The organism is Arsenophonus sp. PmNCSU2021_1 (assembly GCF_036919435.1).
Lineage (GTDB): Bacteria > Pseudomonadota > Gammaproteobacteria > Enterobacterales > Enterobacteriaceae > Arsenophonus > Arsenophonus nilaparvatae.
On sequence record NZ_JAZHPL010000004.1, the window covers coordinates 1 to 17124 of the forward strand.

A 17124-nucleotide genomic window follows, 5' to 3' on the forward strand; every position below is an offset into this window, starting at 1 on the left:
GCTGATTTTCCAGAACCGCCGCCCGCCGGAGTTACTCGCCCTGACCAAGGTCGATGAGGGGCGCGCGTTTACCGATAACGAATTTGTCTTTGGTGCCTCGGCCCGGCGCAATGTGGGCTACGGCTTCTGGCAGATGGCTTACCGCATGCAGGCGTCACTGACGCTGGATAACCTCTGGAAAGGCTGGAGCGCGATGCGCGGCTTTACTGCCGATGGCGGTCGCAAGCTGGGTATTCGTCCGACCCATCTGGTGGTGCCGGTGGAGCTGGAGAAAACCGCCACCCAGTTACTGGAGCGGGAATTACTGGCCGAGGGTAGCACCACGGTCTCTAACGAAATGAAAGGCAAGCTGACGCTATTGGTGGCGGATGCGCTCTAAACGCGCTTTAAACAGGGTTTTAACGGTCATTAACGGAGAGTCAAGGGATGTATGCCAGTGAGCAGGATTTACGCGCCCGTTATAGCGCCTTGTTGATAGAAAGACTGGTCGACTGGCGTAGTGATGAGGCGGCCGCCCGGCAGAAGGTGGCGCAGGCGCTCAGCGATGCCAGCACGCTGATGGACAGCTTTATCGCGGCCCGTTACGCGCTGCCACTCTCGGTGGTGCCGTCGGTGCTGAAACAGCATGCCTGCACCCTGGCGTTTTACTACCTGAATGACGAGCGGGCCACCGAACAGACCCGCCAGCGTTACCAGGATGCGCTGCGCTGGCTGGAGGCGGTGAAAAACGGCGAGCTGCCGCTCGGGGTGGATAGCGATAACCAGGCCCCCGACAGTGCCGACCTGCCGCAGATGCAGGCTGATGCGTCGGTGTTCGGGCGCAGGCAAAAGGGGTTTATCTGATGATTGTCTCCACCGAAAACGCTTTGCTGGCGCGACTACATGAGGTATTTGGCAACACGTTGCGTGATATCGCCACCCATCCCGGCGACTGGAGCAAGGAAGGGCTGCGTGATGTGCTGCTGACGCCGCCCTCGGTGTATCTGGTGTGGCTGGGGGCGCAGGCCGGTCAGGTCAAAGGCGTGATTGACAGTCGCTTTGTTTTTTACGTGGTGGCCGAGGTTATCAACGGTGCTGAGGGAGACCGGCCCGGCCTCTACCAGATAGTAGCGCGCCTGATAGCGGGCTTATCGGGTTTTTGTCCCGCAAACGCTGGGTCGATGCGCTTTGAAGAGGGGCGCAACCTGTACACCGAGCAACAGGGGCAACATGGCGTGGTGCTGTATGGCACTTATTTCACCTGCGAGGAGCCGGTGCCGCCTTTGCTTCAGGATGACGGCGTGGATGCGTACCTGCGCCATTATCAGACCTTTACCCAGGCGGACGGCAGCCCGCCGTTCGCCGCCCGTATCACCCTGCACGGGGAGAGCCACGACAATGAATGACACCGACAATACCGCGATGCGCTTCCCTAACCCGCATGACTTACCGATGATTTTTGTGGTGCCGGCCCCGGAGCGTGCGGTGCGTGAACCGAATTCCATGCGGATGTTACCAGATACGGGGGCCTGGGTGCCGCGCAATGCTTTCTGGCTAACGCGCCTGCTGCGTTTCAAGGATGTGCTGGAAATCCCGCCCCCATCCAATCCGGCGGCCACCAGGCAAAAGTCAGCCCCTGCCGCCTTGAGTAAACAGGAGTCGCCTTCATGACCATAAGCTTTAATGAAATCAGCGCCGGGGTTCGCCTCCCGCTGACGCATATTGAGATTGATAATTCGCAGGCCGTCACCGGTACCCCGACCACGCTGACCCAGGTGCTGATGTTGGGTCAGGCCGCCATCAAGGACGGCAAGGTCGACGGCAGCGGCGCAGTAGACACGCCGGTCCGCATCACCCGCGCCGATCATGCCGCGACACTCTGGGGCCAGGGATCGATGCTGGCGGCGATGGTGAGAGAATTTTTAACCGATAACCCGGATGCGGTGTTAACCGTGATGGCGCAGGGTAACGGGGCGGGCAAGGCCGATGCCGGCAGCCTGACCTTATCGGGCACAGCACAACAGGCCGGGGTGCTCAATGTCTATCTCGGGGGCGTGCGGGTGCGCGTGACGGTGGAGAAAGGGTAGCAGGGTAAGGCGGTCGGCGATGCGCTGGCCCTGGCGATTAATGCCCTGCCGTCGCTGCCGGTGACCGCGGTGTCTGCCGCGCCGGGGGGTGAGAATGTCACTGCCGATCAAACGGTGGTGACCCTGACGGCACGGTTTATTTCTGACTATTCGGCGCAGGATATCCGCCTGAATTATTACGATGGCGAGATAACGCCACCGGGGCTGGCAGTGGCGATGGCTGCCCCTGCTGCACGGGCGACGAACCCTGATCTGGCTAACAGTATTGCCGCGTTGGGCGATACCCAATATCACCATATCGTCATGCCCTGGCTCGATACCGCCAACCTAAAATTATTAAGCGAGGCGCTGCGCGACCGCTGGGGACCGGCCAAAATGTCCGACGGCATCGCCTGGGCTGCCCATACCGGCAGTCTGGGGGAAATCACCCAGTTCGGCAAGTCGCGTAACGATTTTCTGCTGACCTGTAGCGGTATTCAGCGCGCGCCGGAGCCGGCCTATCTGTGGGCGGCCACCCTGTGCGCCATTGGTGCAAAACACTTAAGTCTCGATCCGGCACGCCCGCTGCAAAGCCTGCGCCTGCCGCGGCGGTTGGCCCCGGCGCTGTCTGACCGGCTGCGATCCAATGAGCGTAACCAGCTGCTGTATGACGGCATCGCTACCGTGACCGTGGGGGCCGACGATGGGGTGCAGATTGAGCGGCAGATAACCACCTATCGTACCAACGCCTATGGCGATCCGGATCCGTCTTACCTCGATGTCAATACCGTGGCGACGCTGTCCTATCTGCGCTATTCCACCCGGGTACGCATCACCCAGCGCTTTCCGCGCCATAAGCTGGCCAACGACGGTACGCCGGTGGCACCGGGGCAGGCGATGGTGACACCGGGCATTATCCGCACCCAGTTACTGGCGCTGGCGATAGAGTGGCTGGAGGCGGGGCTGATTGAGAACTTCGATAGCTTCCGTGACAGCCTGATTGTCGAGCGCAACAACAATGACCGCAATCGGGTAGACGTGCAGTGCAAGCCGGATATTGTTAATCAATTTCGCATTTTCGCGGAACAAATTCAGTTCATTTTGTAAGGGGGTACGATGGCATTTGGCAAATACCAATACCAGGGCAAGGCGATTGTCCGGGTTAACGGGCAGGAATACCCGACCCTGACAGGGGCCACCTTTACCCCGTCCGGGGAAAAACGCGAGGAAGTGACCGGCGCACGCGTTTATGGCTACAAATCGACGCCCCGTGCCGCCACGCTGGAATGCAAATTCCCGGCACGGGGTGACCTGAGCGTGGAAATCATCAACGGCTGGCACGATGTCACGCTGGAGTTTGCAGCCGATTCCGGCGAAACCCATATGATGACCAACGCCTGGAGCAACGGGGAAGAGTCCCTGACGGATGCGGGAGACATCTCCGCCAAATTTACCGCCATTCGCAGCCAGCGTGTGGCGTAAGGAGCAAGCATGACCCACAGCATGGAAACCCTGGCGGCGGCAGCCCACGAGGTTGAAGGGGTGTCGCCGGATATCGCCAGTGTCGCCGACGAACTGGCGCGCGGGCAACTGACCCTGGTTGACGGTCTGGTCACCGGCAGCGGTGATGATGAACAGCGGCATACGGACGTCACCCTGCGGCCATTAACCGGCAAAGACATTATTGATGCCGAGCTGGCTGCCGAGCGGGTGGTGCAGACGGCTAACGGCTCGGAATTAGTGCGTTCGCCGGCGATGGTGGAGTTTGAGCTGCTGCGCCGGCAGGTCGCCCGGCTGGGCAACCTCAACGGCCCGTTGTCACTGCTGCAACTGAAAAGCCTGTCGGCGCGCGATATTGAACGCCTTATCATCGCCCAGCGTCTGGGCGGTAGCGCGCTGGCCGGCCAGCTGGCGGCTGACGCGGGGCGACTGGATGCAGTGTCGGGAAAAAATTGAGGAAGCGGCGCTGATGCTCGCCACATCCACCAGGTCGGGCATGGACTGGGCGCTTTCCCTGCCGTTAATCCGGCTCTACCGGCACTGCCAGCAAGCCACTCAACTTTTACAGCGTGAGTAACCGATGGCAGAAAAAAAAGTCAAAGCCGCCGTCATTGTTGATCTGCTGGGCAACCTGCCCCGGCAGTCACGGCTGTTCGGTCAAAGTCTGGTCGGCATGGGGCGGCAAGGCGGCGCCTCCCTGCACGGTCTCGGTCTTCGGGCAAATACTTTGGGGAGTCAGCTTGACCGGCTGGGCCACCAGGGCCAGCGCACCTTTAGCGGTCTGCGCCTGGGGCTGGCGTCGGTGTCATCCGGTTTTGACCATCTGGAGACGCGCGCCAAAGCGGCCTATGGCGGCGTAGCACGCCTTTACGGGCTACTGGCCGGGGGCGCGGCGCTGATTGGCCTGAAAAAAGCCTTTATCGACCCGGCGGCGACGATGGAAAACATGACGCTGCGTCTGAACTCCCTGAACCATCACGATAAAGCCCAGACCGACGCTGACCTGAAATGGGCGCTACAGAATGCCAAGGACTCCACCTGGGGATTGCAAGGGGTGGTGCAGGAATACACCGCCAGTCGGGGGTTTGGCATGAGCCGTGAAGAAGCGCGCCACTTTATTACGATGCTGGAAGACCAGGGTGCGCGGCACGGCTGGACGCTGCCGGAAGCCCAGGGAGCCTCCCTTCAGCTGAAACAGATGTATTCGCGTAAAAGTATTCAGGCGCAGGATGCGAGCCTGCTGACCGGCTACGGCATTGATGTCTATAGCGTGCTGGCAGAAAAGCTCGGCAAAAGCCGTAACGAACTGACCCAGCAAGGCGAAAAAGGGTTACTCGGGGCAAAATCGGTTGAGCTGTTGTTCCAGGCGCTGCGCGAGCAGGCCAAAGGGGCGCAAAAAGACGCGATGAACTCGTGGACGGGACTCACTTCCCAGTTGGGTGATGTCTGGCAGCAGTTCGCCGTCAAGGTAATGAATCAAGGGCCGTTTAAACGGCTTAAAGGCGAGTTAAAAGACTTTCTGGATGTTGCTGGCGAGGCGCAGGAAAGCGGTTTGCAGGACCAATGGGCCAACCGACTGGCCAGTCGTTTTAACGGGGTATTCGACAGCGCCCGACGGGGCGTTACGTTATTCAGGCAAGGTCTAGAGCGGGTCAATGCCGAACTGATGGCGCTGCGCAAAGCTGGCTACGGCGAGACTATCGACAACATCGGCAAAGTCGCCGCCAATACGGCCAAAGCCATTCTGGCGATTTACGTCGCCTCGAAGCTGGCCCGTGTCGGCATGGCAATAGCGCGTCCCGCCTGGGGGTTGGCGAGTGCACCGGTACGCTATCCGTGGCGGGCTTATCGATGGTGGCGTGGGCGCGGTAAAAATGCCCCTGCGGGTTTGCCTGGCCCGACACCGTTTGCGATGGGCGGCGGACTGGGTGCGCCGGTGAGCGTGTTTGTCACCAACTGGCCGGCGGGCAGCGGCGGCGGTGGCAGTGAGACTTATGTCGATGGCAGCGGACGCACCCGCCGTAAAGGCTCGCGCGTGCGTCCGGGCCGTCCAGCACCCCCGGTGCCACGCTCCCGCCTGGGGCGGGCGGCCTCCGCCGTCTCAGGCTTCTTTGGCGGCCTGGTCAATCGCACCGGCGCACGGTTAAGCCGGCTACCGGGCATGAGTACGGTCGGGCGCTGGCTGTCCGGTGTGGGTGGCGGGTTGCGCGATATGGGACAGCGCGCGCGTGGCCTGCTGGGTGGGGCAACGGCGCAGCTCACCGGTTTCACCGGCTGGCTGGGACGGTCTGCCGGGGCACTCGGTCGCGGTACAATGCGCCTGGGCGGGCCGGCGCTGACGGCGTTGTCACTGGCCCCGACATTGTTAGATAAGGACGCCAGCGCCGAGGATAAAGGCGGTGCGCTAGGTTCGGCAACCGGGGCAACGGTGGGCGGCCTCGTCGGCGCAATAGGCGGCCCGATTGGCGCAGTGGCCGGCTCGATGCTGGGCAGCGTGCTCGGCGAAAAACTCGGCGGCTGGCTGGGCGATATCTACGCTAAGTGGGACGATAAGGACGCGCAACAGACGGTGCAGCCGCCCGTCAAAGCCCAGGCGGATATGCGTATCGCGCTCGGGCCGGGACTGGTGTTGCAAAACAGCGCCGTCACCGACAGCAACGCCTTTGGGTTAAATCTGGATGTGTATAACGGCGACAACTACCGTATTTATTGAGGTAAGCAGATGAAAAGTACCGGTCAGGGCCGCTTTCGCGGCGTGCCTTTCTGGGTTTACAAAGAGCAGCGCAGCCGCGGCGGTCGCCGGGTGGTGCGGCGGGAATATCCGTTGCGCGAGCAGGGTGGTGCGGACGATTTAGGAAAAAAACTGCCTGAGCACACCTTCACCCTGTCACTGACCGGCGATGATGTGCAGGCGCAGCGGGTACGGCTGACGCAGGCGCTGAATGCGCCGGGACCGGGCGAGCTGTTGCACCCTGACTGGGGTACGCTGTCGGTGCTGGTTGATAATTTTGAAAGCCGCTACAGCGTCGATAACCAGCGTCTGGTGGAGTTTACCGTCACGGTGGTGCCGGTGGCCGATGAGACCGCCCCTACGGTGGCCCAAGATACCGCCGGGGTGGTCAATCGCCAGGGCGACAGCACACTGGCCGCACTCTTTTCAACCCTGGCTGACGGCTGGCAGGCCTCGCTGCATGACGTGCAGGCGTTAATGGATGGTGTTAGCGAAAAGGCCAACACGCTGGAAAGTGCCCTCAATGGTCTGGGGTTGCTGGCCGATATGCAGAGCTTTAGTACCTCGTTTACCGCCCTGCGCGGCAATATCCAGGGGCTTATCACCACCCCCGACCGCCTGGCGCTGGCCTTAAAGGGCATTTTTCAGGGCATACAGCGCCTGCCGGCTTACCCCCAGCCGGAAAAAATAACAAACCGGGCACGCGCGCCGGTCTCCCCGCAGCCCGGCGCACTCCAGCACCAGATAGTCCAGTTGGCCGACCGGCTGGACAGCGCGCTGGTCCGTCAGGAGCGCCAGCGCGATAGGCAGGGGCTGCAACCGGCCACCCGCGCCACGGTGCAGCTGTTGCACAATACGCTGCGCCTGGCGGTAGCCGTGGTGCAGGTACAGATGTTGTCGTCCCTGCTCACCGCCAGTCTGGCGGCGGTCAGCCCAAACGCACCGGCGCAGGTGTTGCCACGCACGGCCTCGCCCGCCCCGCGCCCGCTCAGTGACAGCGGCAGCGTCTGGCTGGAAAGTACGCCGGATGTGGTGCGCGTCAGTCAGCAGGTCGCGCGCCGCCTGGATGCGTGTGCCCTGACCAGCTCGGCGCTGGGCTATCAGACCCTGGCCTTGCAGGTGCGGGCGTTAAGCCGCGCCTTTGTGGCGGATTTATCCCATCGCGGCGTGGCGTTACCCGGCCTGATCCAGGCCGCAGTGACAACCACCGAGCCAGCGCTGGTGATCCTGTACCGCATCAGCGGCGATGCGCGTGACACGGCGCGCTTTATTCGTCGCAACCGGCTGCGTCATCCGCTGTTTGTGCCGGGGGGCGAGCGCGTGGAGGTGCTCGGTGGCTGAGGTGGCGTTGCGCATCGACAACCGGATTTTCACCCACTGGCTTTCGGTCAGTATTACCCGCGGGCTGTCGCGTCTGGCCGGGGATTTTACCCTCGGGATCATGATGCCCGGCCAGGCGTTGCCCGACAGCCTGCGCGCCGGCGGAACGCTGGCGCTGACCCTTGACGGGCAACCGGTCATCACCGGCTACCTGGACAGGGTATCGCACAAGATGGGAGCCGACGCGGCACAGGTCACGATAAAGGGCCGGGATAAAACCGGCGATCTGGTGGACTGTTCGGCGGTCTATCCGGGCGGTCAATGGCGTCACCGCACCCTGCAACAGATTGCGCAAGACCTATGCAGCCCTTTTGGCATTGCGGTGCGCTGGGCGGTGTCTGATCCCGAGGCCGCCAAACCCTTTACCTCCTTTACCCTTGAACTGTCTGAAAGCGTGGCGGATGTGCTGAGCCGGGCGGCGCGTCACCGGGGCGTTTTGGTGACCAGTGATGCCGCCGGCGATCTGGTGTTTACCCAGGCGGCGAACACCCCCACTGACACCCTGCGTCTGGGTGACAATCTGTTGTCCGCCGAGTACAGCGAGGACTGGCGCGACCGTTACCGCCAGTATCTGATTAAGGGGCATGGCAGCGGAGGCGGTCAAGCGGGCGATGCCAACACCAACGCGCTGCGTGCTGCGCCCAAGGGAGAAAGCGACGATCCCGCGATGGGGCGTTACCGCCGCAAAGTCATTCTGGCTGACAGCACACTGACCCCCGCCACCGCACGGGCGCGCGCGCTGCGGGAAAGCCGCCGGGCATTGGCCCAGTCAGAGCGCTTTACCGCCGTGGTCAAGGGCTGGCAGCGCGAAAGCGGCGAACTGTGGCAGACCAACCAGCTAACCCGCGTCATTGCGCCGCGTCTGTCGATGGTCAGTCGTGACCTGTTGATTAGCCAGGTACAGTTTGATCTCGATGCGGACAACGGGGAACGCACAACGTTAACACTGGCCCCGCGCGAGGCGTTTATCGTGCCGGCTGAGGCGGAGCGTCAGGCCAGCGGGGCTGACGGTGGCGTCGATGGTCTGGTGCGGGCCTGGCTTAATCAGGGGAATAAACTCGATGAGTAATATCGCACTGCAACGCCTGCTTGCCCCGGTGATGCGCGGGATCCGCCTGTTGTTTGGGCGGGGCATCCTGACCGGGGTGAATGACGGCCTGAAAGCGCAAAACGTCCAGTTGACGGCGCTGGACGGCGAAACCTTCGATGAGGTCGAGCGCCCGCAGCAATACGGGCATATCAGTGTGCCGTTGCCGGGGGCTGAGGTGGTGTTTGCCTGCCTGGGCGGCAGTCGTGATCAGGCGACCGTGCTAGTGGTAGAAGACCGGCGTTATCGACCGACCGGGCTGCCCGCCGGGGATAGCGGCCTGTATCACTATGAAGGGCATCGCCTGCGTCTGACTCAGGATGGCCGCTGCATCATCACCTGTAAAACGCTGGAAGTGGTCGCTGAGCAGGAGGTGGTGTTTAACACCCCGACCGCGCGGTTTACCGGTGATGTGGAAATAGCAAAGAGTGTGACTGTGAAGCAGAACATGGCGATAGAAGGCAACGCTGGATCCAAAGGCACCTTCACCGCACCGGAAGCCGTTATCGGCGGTGTCAAACACAGCACCCACCGCCATCAGGAAAATGGCCAGGGCAGTCTGACCGGGGGGCCGCAATGAGCGACGCGGCGCTGCGCTGGATGAATGGCGAGGGGGGGCTGGTACAGGCAGGCGCGGATTTACTCGCCGACGACAGCCTGACGACCACGGTGCTGCTTTGCCTGTTTACCGACCGGCGCGCTGAGGTCTCCGACCGTTTGCCGGATGGCGGCCATGACCGACGCGGATGGTGGGCGGACAGTTACCGCGACCGCCCGATTGGCTCGCGGCTGTGGCTGCTGTCACGGGAAAAGGCGCTGCCTGCGGTATTGGCGCGGGCGGAAGCCTACGCCGATGAGGCGCTGCGTGGCCTGCTGGAGGCCGGGATGATCAGCCAATTACATTGCCAGGCGAGTGCGCCGCTGCCGGGCTGGCTGCGGCTGACCGTGCGACTGACGCTCAAGGACGGCAGTGCGCGCCCGTTTACCTTTAAAGCCCGTTTGGAGGGGATGTAAATGCCGTATCAGATACCCACGCTCGGTGAGCTTATCAGCCAGACGCAGCAGGATGTGGCGCAACGCCTGCCGGGCGCGCTACCGGCCCAGGACAGTCTGCTGGGTGCCGTGGCGATGGCGCAGGCCGGGCTGTCGGCGCTGGAGCATGAGCACCTGGGCTGGATAGCCCGGCAGATTATTCCGAGCGACGCCGATGAGAGCGAGTTGCTCAAACATTGCGCCTTTTGGGGCGTGGTGCGCAAGCAGGCAGCGCGCGCCAGCGGCCCGGTTAGGCTGTCGCTGTATGATGCCGCCAGTGTGCCTGTTGGGGCGCGTTTGCAACGGGCCGACGGCGCGCTTTACCGCCTGACAGACGCCGCCGCGGGCAAGGCCGGCAGCGTAACGGTCAACGTCGAGGCCGACCAGCCGCGGCTGGCGGGGGATTGCGGCGCGGGGCAATCACTCGGTTTTGTCACCCCGGTCGCCGGGGTGGTCCAGCAGGCGCTGACGGAAGCCCCCGGTATTCGTGGCGGCGCTGATCGCGAGCGCGTGGAGGAATTGCTGTCGCGCCTGCTGTATCGGGTGCAGTTTCCGCCGGGCGGCGGCACACGCTGGGATTACGAACGCTGGGCGCGCGAGGTGCCGGGTGTCACCCGTAGCTGGTGTCTGCCTACCTGGAACGGGGCGGGCACGGTGGGCGTGACCTTCGTGATGGACCATCACCCGGATATCTTCCCCGGCCCAGCCGATATTGCGCGGGTGACCGACTATCTCGCGCGCCACCGGGATCCGGCCACCGGCGAGTGGGTCGGCCAACCGGAGGGGCCGACGGTGACGGTGTTTGCGCCAGGGGCAAAAAAGGTCGATATCACGCTGCGTATCGCCCCCAATACCCCGGATAACCAGGCCCGTATCCGCGAGGCGCTCAGGCAACTGTTTTACACGGCGGCCAAGCCGGGCGAAACCCTGTTGCCCTCGGCATTTTGGCGTGTGCTGTCCGGGATAGGCGGACTGGATGATTACGCCCTGAAAAACCCGCTGACGCCGGTCAGTAGCGGAAAAACCGAGCTACTGGTGATGAGGGATATCACATGGCTTTAAAAGCACACCAACGCGCACTGCTGCAACTGCTGCCTAATGGCCTGGCCTGGAACAAAGCGCCGGATACGCTGCTGGCGTCGCTGGCCGACGGCCTGGCCCGCAGCACAGCGCGCGTCACCGAACGCGCCGAGCAATTGCTCAGCGAGCGCTTTCCACTGACCGCCACACGGTTGCTGGCTGACTGGGAGCGTTTTTTAGGGCTGCCTGACTGTGATATCGGCGAGGATGCCGGCATCGATGAGCGCCAGCGCTATGCGGCCAACAAGCTGCGGATGAAACCGAGCCTCAACCGGCAGTTTTACATTGAACTGGCGCGGTCTTACGGCTTTACGGTGAGCCTGAGCACCTTGCCGGATAATCAGTGGGTCACGATGGTGACGATTGAGACCCACGTGGACTATCGCCCAATGCATGTGCTTGACCCGATCACCACGCCGCTGCGTATTTATTATGCAGGAATACTGGAATGCCTGTTAAACCGCTATAAGCCGGCGCATCAGGACTTTCGCTATGTGTATGCTGACAAAAAGGAGAAAGGCTAATGTATTTTTTGGATAACAACAGCGGCATTGCCACCATGCCGCCGCTGAAAGAAACCCAGAGCACCACGCCGTTATGGTTTACCGAGGGCGACGGCCACAAGGGTATCAGCTGGCCGGGGGAAGACTGGTTCAATATCCAGCAAGCCGAACAGCTGGCCTTACTGGACGCCGCGGGCATACGCCCGGATAAGGGCAAGTTAAACCAGTTGACGCTGGCTATCCGGGCCATTATCGGTCAGGAGGCGTTGCTGAAAACCCAGGCATTGGCGGAAATTGCCGCGGCGGGCAAAGGGGCACAGGAAAAGGCGCGTACGCATCTGGGGCTGGGCAAGCTGGCGACCCAGGACGGCATTCAGGAAGCCACGGTGCACCGCAAAGGGATAGTGCAGTTAAACAGTTCCCCTCGCAGCGAGGACGACACTACGGCCGCGACACCCAAGGCGGTCAATGAGCGGGTGAATGCGGTTGTTGACAAAGCGCCATCCGATTTAGATACGCTGAACAAGCTGGCACAGGCCATCAGCAATAACCCGAAATTTGCTGAAAGCGTCATGCAACTTTTGAGTCAAAAACTGGCAAAAAATGAAAATGGGGCCGACATCCCGGACAAAAATCAATTTATAAAAAACCTTGGTTTGTTAGAAACGGTAAATCTGGCTAAAAATGCCACACCCAATCAGCGTAAAATTAACGGCAAAACTCTCACTCAGGATGTGCAGCTAACTGCCACAGATGTTCATGCTGTTACACCCGAAGTATTGCGTGTCGAAATCCCGGTAGGTATTCCCCTGCCTTGGCCTGCTGAAAGAGCGCCGACCGGTTGGTTTATCTGCAACGGTGAGCCATTCGATAAGAAAAAATACCCGCTTTTAGCACTCGCCTATCCATCAGGAAAACTCCCTGATTTACGTGGTGAGTTTATTCGTGGCTGGGATGCTGGGCGAGGCGTGAATCCTAGGCGTAAGGTTTTATCGTCTGAAACTGCATCACTCGAGAGCCACGCTCATGGTTATCGGGACAGGTATTATGTTGAAGATGATGGTCCACTAGGCCACGCAAACAATAAAGAAAAAATGCCTGTAGGGTATAATGCAGATACAGGTTCACGTGCTACGGATGGAGATAATGATTCTTTTCTATTCATTGACAAAACAACGTCTAATGCAGGCGGTAGCGAAACCCGCCCGCGAAATGTCGCGTTTAACTACATTGTCAGGGCGGCCTGATAATGTTGAGTTAGTAGCAAACCAGCTCCCATGTTCTCGGCGCTTTAATCCCTGTTCTGGTATAATCTGCACTGATAATTAACGATTTTCCGACTATTTCGACATAAGTACCTAAATTGCCCTCGGGAGCAATACCTTTGTATTTTACCGTCGCGTTTGCCGAGAAAATGGCATGAGGGACGGGACAAGGTAAAGATACCGTATAAATCTGTCCGGCATTGAGTGGTGGTGTGATGCCCCATTGTCTGATAAGGCCGCTGTCACCACATTTCCACCATCCATTCGTAGCGAGGTGAGCTGTATTTTTTGCTCCTCGATTGTTAATCTGCATATTAAGCCAGCTGCTTAACGCCCCGCCCCAAATAGGGCCAGTTACATCACCATTTTCTTGATAAACCGCGGTTCTGCCGCCCCATGAGATATGCAAATTGCTATGAGTATTGATGGTTCCATCAATTTCTACACTCTTTAACCAATGCAATCGATCATTATTCCAGGAAGCTACTTTTGCATTATTAGCATAAAATGCCACGTTGCCATCGCCATTAGCCCGTAATCCTGAATCGTTATCGCCGATATGCACAGATTGGGTCACATGGAGGTTGCCATTGACGCTACCACCCGTTCGTTTATCCAGTGCATTTTTTGCACAATCTACCGTTTCCGTTAAACCAAGGTTTTATTGAATTCAGAATTTAGCTAATATTTTGACCAAAACCAGGCATAATAAGTCTTTTAGAGGAAGGTTAAGGGGCTAAAATGGCAAAAATAGGCTATATGAGGGTGTCAAAAAATGACCAAAACACCGATTTACAGCAAAAATCCTTGATTTGCGCAAATTGTGAACAGATTTTTGAGGATAAAATCAGCGGAAAAACAGACCAGAGACCCGGATTAAAACGTGCTCTAAACGCACTGAAATCGGGTGACACATTGGTGGTCTGGAAGCTGGATAGACTGGGTCGCAGCATTAAACATTTGATTACTTTAATATCCAAACTTGAAGATGAAGGCATTCATTTTCATAGTTTAACGGATTCTATCGACACCTCTTCGTCAGCAGGTCGTTTTTTCTTTCATGTGATGAGTGCCTTGGCGCAAATGGAGCGGGAGCTTATTGTTGAACGTACTCAGGCAGGTTTGGCTGCAGCGAGAAGCAGAGGACGAAGAAAAAAAACCGCTTTACCACGACGGCTGAACTTATGTTGCAACTCTCAACTGCAAAACGACAAAATAAGCTCAAACAATATCTATCACGTTCGGTGATGGCCCCGAAGTTATTGATCATAGATTAGATTGCATATCTACCGTTTGGGCGAGAGGAAGCAAACCTATTTTTCAATGTGATTGCCAAACGTTAGCAAAGACTTGAAAAATTTAGTGGAGTGTGAGACTAAAGAGACTGTATTTATTTAAGGGGGATAATAATGAGTGAATTTTCGGGAAAGGATTTATATCAAATAAAAATCACACTAATTGATAGTAAACCACTAATTTGGCGACGTTTGATCGTTCTGAAGACAATACCTCTTGATGAACTACACATGGTTATACAATTAGCTATGGGTTGGACAAATGATCATTTGTACAGTTTTGAAAAAGGAGATTTGCGATATGGAATGATTATGGACGATTTTAAAGAAACATATCTGCAAGATAGTACAGGTGTGCCTTTGAGCAAACTCCTTCGTAAGAAAGGAGAAAAAATGGTTTACTTATACGATTTCGGAGACAACTGGGATCATTGCATTTTGCTTGAAGAATCATCATTGCCTGATCAGGAATTACTCCAGCTCCCCATCTGTATAAAGGGAGCGGAAGCCTGCCCATCTGAAGACTCTGGGGGGCTTTGGGGATATTACCAAAAGCTCAAAGATATTCAAGATGTTGATAATCCAGAGCGTGAAGAATTACACGAGTGGCTAATGTGCGACATAGCTGAACGAGCATATGACCTTAAAACTATCAATCAGCGGTTGATTAATTTTTACTCTTGAAATATACACATGGAGTGTCCATAGTTCAAAAGGTAGCATTTTAAGTGCTACCTCTGAGACTAAGGTGAGAACATGAGTGCTCTATTGACGAGCAGTTTGGTTAATAAATATTCGCTATCTTGCCCTCGCTGGGACACAGCATCAAGAATTTAATCGGTTTAATCTCTGAATTGAAAGATAAAGGGATTCATTTTCATAGTTTGACAGATTCTATCAACATCTATTCGTAAGTAGGGCGTTCTTTTATGTGATGAACGCTTTGGGGCTAATGGAGCTTACAGCGGCGAGAAGCAGAGAGAGCGTATCGGCGGTAGGTCTTGCTCATTTATCTTATGTATAGGAACAGTAGGCTCAAGAATTACTTGAGTCCTGCCATAGTAGAAAAAAGCTTGTATTACTTTATCTAGTTTCATCGGCCATCATCTACAAATATTGTCCCGTTGATCGTACCACTAGAACAGACCAAAGTGCCTCCGATGAAAAATAACAGTGTAATTCCGTTGCACTGATGGAAACAAGAGTAGCTCACCATTTATCGCACGTTTTGGCTTCAAATATCGCACGCCGCATCAACAACCTATCATCTCTCATATTGTCACCGATCATGCAAAACTGATCCACTAACGATCATCTAAAACTGATCCACTTGGTATTATTCGCACATTTTTGTACGGATAATTTGTGTTAACCAAGGAGATATTTGTGGATATTCATGTTCGCTTTGCACAAGGACAAAGCCTTCGAAAAATTGCCCGTGAATTGGGCATATCCCGTAACACCGTAAAACATCATTTACAACAACAGACAATGCCAACTTATGCTAAAAGAAGTCAACAACCGACTAAATTAGCACCCTTTAAACCTCATTTGCTTCAGCGAATTGAACTGGCTAAACCTGATTGGATCCCTGCAACAGTCTTATTTGATGAAGTAGTTGAAAGCGGCTATCAAGGCGGTATTGCTCAATTACGCCGATTTGTTTGTCAATTTAAACCAAGCATTGTTCCCGAAGCTGTCGTCCGTTTTGAAACACAGCCAGGTCAACAAATGCAAATCGACTTCACCAGCATCCGGCGAGGTAAAAAATCACTAAAAGCGTTTGGTGCAACGCTAGGCTATTCGCGTGCGAGTTATGTAAAGTTCTTTGATAATGAACGAGCAGAATCCTGGCAACAAGGTTTACGAGAAGCTTTCGACTATTTTGGTGGTGTACCACAGGAAATATTGTGTGATAACGCAAAATCCCTCATCATCGAACGGGATGCTTATGCAGAAGGTGAACATAAATTACATGTCGAAATGCTTCAAATGTCGAAAGATTACGGGTTTAAATTGTGTGCTTGCAAGCCCTACAGGGCAAAAACTAAAGGGAAAGTAGAGCGCTTTAACCACTATTTAAAAAACAGCTTTATCGTACCATTAAATACCGACCTTCGTGCTCATAATCTTGAACTGGATATTGAGATAGCTAATGCAAGAGTGGGGCCCTGGTTACAACGCGTTGCCCATCAGCGGATTCATGGAACAACGTTAGAGAAGCCAGCAGATAGACTAGCTAAGGAAGTTAAGTATCTTCTACTCTTACCAGCAAGGGTTTGCCAATCTATCCCGCAGACTGATACGCTTAATATCCGTATCGTACCGCCCCTTGAATCTGTCAGTTTGCAACACTCAATCAGCGTATACGAAGCATTGCTGGGAGGTGAACATGTTATTGCATGAACAAATTGAACACCTGTGTGAGTCATTGAAATTAAATTCTATTCCGACTCATTGGTCATCACTTGCCGAACAATGCATTGCCCAAGACAAAAGCTACGGAGAGTTTTTACTGTCCCTATTAAAATGTGAGCAACAACAACGAGATGAACGAACCCGTAATCTTTTGAGTCGGATGGCAGGATTCCCAGCACATAAAGAACTTAATACGTTCGATTTTAAGTTTGCAACGGGGATCCCCAAACAACACATACAGGAATTAAGCGCATTAACGTTTATTGAACGTAATGAAAATGTCGTGTTGCTTGGCCCAAGCGGTGTAGGCAAAACGCATTTAGCTATTGGGTTAGGATTAAAAGCAGTACAGGCCAAGAAGAAAACCCGCTTTACCACGGCAGCTGAACTGATGTTGCAACTCTCAACTGCCAAACGACAAAATAAGCTCAAACAATATCTATCACGTTCGGTGATGGCCCCGAAATTGTTGATTATCGATGAGATTGGATACCTGCCGTTTGGGCGAGAAGAAGCAAACCTGTTTTTCAATGTGATTGCCAAGCGTTATGAGCATGGCAGTGTCATATTGACGAGTAACTTATCATTTGGGCAATGGCCAAATGCTTTTGCTGATGACGTAACATTAACTGCCGCTATGCTTGATCGTTTACTTCATCATTCGCATGTACTGCAATTAAGAGGTGAAAGCTATCGATTGAAAGATAAGCGGCGCTCAGGAGCAATGACTGAGTAAAAGTGGATCAATTTTGATTGATCGGATTTAGCTAAAAAGTGGATCAGTTTTC

At 56.1% G+C, this 17124-nt stretch carries 19 protein-coding genes and 3 pseudogenes; 21 read left to right on the forward strand and 1 reads right to left on the reverse strand.

Annotated elements, in window-relative coordinates; all coding sequences use genetic code 11:
- The 16 genes and pseudogenes from V3224_RS04310 to V3224_RS04385 form a co-directional block, all read left to right on the forward strand.
- The coding region (locus tag V3224_RS04310) for a Mu-like prophage major head subunit gpT family protein (protein ID WP_334468778.1) at nt 1-379 on the forward strand (379 nt) is incomplete at its 5' end.
- 47 nt (nt 380-426) lie between these two features.
- Nucleotides 427-843 (forward strand): gp436 family protein, encoded by a 417-nt coding sequence (locus tag V3224_RS04315; RefSeq protein ID WP_334468780.1) that lies wholly within the window; start codon nt 427-429, stop codon nt 841-843.
- The gene (locus tag V3224_RS04320; RefSeq protein ID WP_334468782.1) at nt 843-1385 is read left to right on the forward strand and encodes a phage protein Gp37; all 543 of its coding nucleotides are present in this window, start codon (nt 843-845) and stop codon (nt 1383-1385) included. The genes V3224_RS04315 and V3224_RS04320 overlap by 1 nt, the downstream gene beginning before the upstream one ends.
- A 46-nt stretch (nt 1386-1431) precedes the next feature.
- Nucleotides 1432-1650: a DUF2635 domain-containing protein gene (locus tag V3224_RS04325; RefSeq protein WP_334470287.1), complete on the forward strand. Its 219-nt coding sequence runs from the start codon at nt 1432-1434 to the stop codon at nt 1648-1650.
- Nucleotides 1647-3152, forward strand: a pseudogene (locus tag V3224_RS04330) (phage tail sheath subtilisin-like domain-containing protein). Before V3224_RS04325 ends, V3224_RS04330 begins: the two are co-directional and overlap by 4 nt.
- A 9-nt stretch (nt 3153-3161) precedes the next feature.
- Complete coding sequence (locus V3224_RS04335; protein WP_334468784.1) at nt 3162-3527, forward strand: phage tail tube protein; 366 nt, start codon at nt 3162-3164, stop codon at nt 3525-3527.
- Between the two features lie 9 nt (nt 3528-3536).
- On the forward strand, nt 3537-4001 hold the full coding sequence (locus V3224_RS04340) for a hypothetical protein (RefSeq protein ID WP_334468786.1): 465 nt from the start codon (nt 3537-3539) through the stop codon (nt 3999-4001).
- Complete coding sequence (locus V3224_RS04345) at nt 3979-4122, forward strand: hypothetical protein (RefSeq protein ID WP_334468787.1); 144 nt, start codon at nt 3979-3981, stop codon at nt 4120-4122. The genes V3224_RS04340 and V3224_RS04345 overlap by 23 nt, the downstream gene beginning before the upstream one ends.
- 3 nt (nt 4123-4125) lie before the next feature.
- Complete coding sequence (locus V3224_RS04350) at nt 4126-6258, forward strand: tape measure protein (protein WP_334468789.1); 2133 nt, start codon at nt 4126-4128, stop codon at nt 6256-6258.
- A 9-nt stretch (nt 6259-6267) separates the two neighbouring features.
- Nucleotides 6268-7617, forward strand: coding sequence for a DNA circularization protein (locus V3224_RS04355; protein WP_334468791.1), 1350 nt, complete (start codon nt 6268-6270; stop codon nt 7615-7617).
- Entirely contained in the window at nt 7610-8725 is a 1116-nt protein-coding gene (locus tag V3224_RS04360) for a phage baseplate assembly protein (protein ID WP_334468793.1), read from the forward strand. Before V3224_RS04355 ends, V3224_RS04360 begins: the two co-directional genes overlap by 8 nt.
- Entirely contained in the window at nt 8718-9323 is a 606-nt protein-coding gene (locus tag V3224_RS04365) for a phage baseplate assembly protein V (protein WP_334468795.1), read from the forward strand. The genes V3224_RS04360 and V3224_RS04365 overlap by 8 nt, the downstream gene beginning before the upstream one ends.
- A complete protein-coding gene (locus V3224_RS04370) occupies nt 9320-9757 on the forward strand; it encodes a phage GP46 family protein (protein WP_334468797.1) in 438 nt (145 codons plus the stop codon). The genes V3224_RS04365 and V3224_RS04370 overlap by 4 nt, the downstream gene beginning before the upstream one ends.
- Entirely contained in the window at nt 9758-10837 is a 1080-nt protein-coding gene (locus V3224_RS04375; protein WP_334468798.1) for a baseplate J/gp47 family protein, read from the forward strand.
- On the forward strand, nt 10828-11379 hold the full coding sequence (locus V3224_RS04380; RefSeq protein WP_334468800.1) for a putative phage tail protein: 552 nt from the start codon (nt 10828-10830) through the stop codon (nt 11377-11379). Before V3224_RS04375 ends, V3224_RS04380 begins: the two co-directional genes overlap by 10 nt.
- A complete protein-coding gene (locus V3224_RS04385; protein WP_334468802.1) occupies nt 11379-12605 on the forward strand; it encodes a tail fiber protein in 1227 nt (408 codons plus the stop codon). Before V3224_RS04380 ends, V3224_RS04385 begins: the two co-directional genes overlap by 1 nt.
- A 10-nt stretch (nt 12606-12615) precedes the next feature.
- Here the strand turns inward: V3224_RS04385 and V3224_RS04390 are convergent, their stop codons facing one another.
- Nucleotides 12616-13200, reverse strand: a complete 585-nt coding sequence (locus V3224_RS04390) for a gp53-like domain-containing protein (RefSeq protein WP_334467938.1) — start codon at nt 13198-13200, stop codon at nt 12616-12618.
- A 164-nt stretch (nt 13201-13364) separates the two neighbouring features.
- Between V3224_RS04390 and V3224_RS04395 the strand changes: the two are divergent.
- The 5 genes and pseudogenes from V3224_RS04395 to istB form a co-directional block, all read left to right on the forward strand.
- A pseudogene (locus V3224_RS04395) lies at nt 13365-13772 on the forward strand (recombinase family protein); the annotation flags it as partial.
- A 2-nt stretch (nt 13773-13774) separates the two neighbouring features.
- Nucleotides 13775-13963, forward strand: a pseudogene (locus V3224_RS04400) (ATP-binding protein); the annotation flags it as partial.
- A 69-nt stretch (nt 13964-14032) separates the two neighbouring features.
- The gene (locus tag V3224_RS04405; RefSeq protein ID WP_334467940.1) at nt 14033-14602 is read left to right on the forward strand and encodes a plasmid pRiA4b ORF-3 family protein; all 570 of its coding nucleotides are present in this window, start codon (nt 14033-14035) and stop codon (nt 14600-14602) included.
- A gap of 681 nt (nt 14603-15283) precedes the next feature.
- Complete coding sequence (istA, locus tag V3224_RS04410; RefSeq protein WP_334468804.1) at nt 15284-16324, forward strand: IS21 family transposase; 1041 nt, start codon at nt 15284-15286, stop codon at nt 16322-16324.
- Nucleotides 16311-17072: an IS21-like element helper ATPase IstB gene (istB, locus tag V3224_RS04415; RefSeq protein ID WP_334468806.1), complete on the forward strand. Its 762-nt coding sequence runs from the start codon at nt 16311-16313 to the stop codon at nt 17070-17072. The genes istA and istB overlap by 14 nt, the downstream gene beginning before the upstream one ends.
- The last annotated feature ends 52 nt before the right edge of the window (nt 17073-17124 follow it).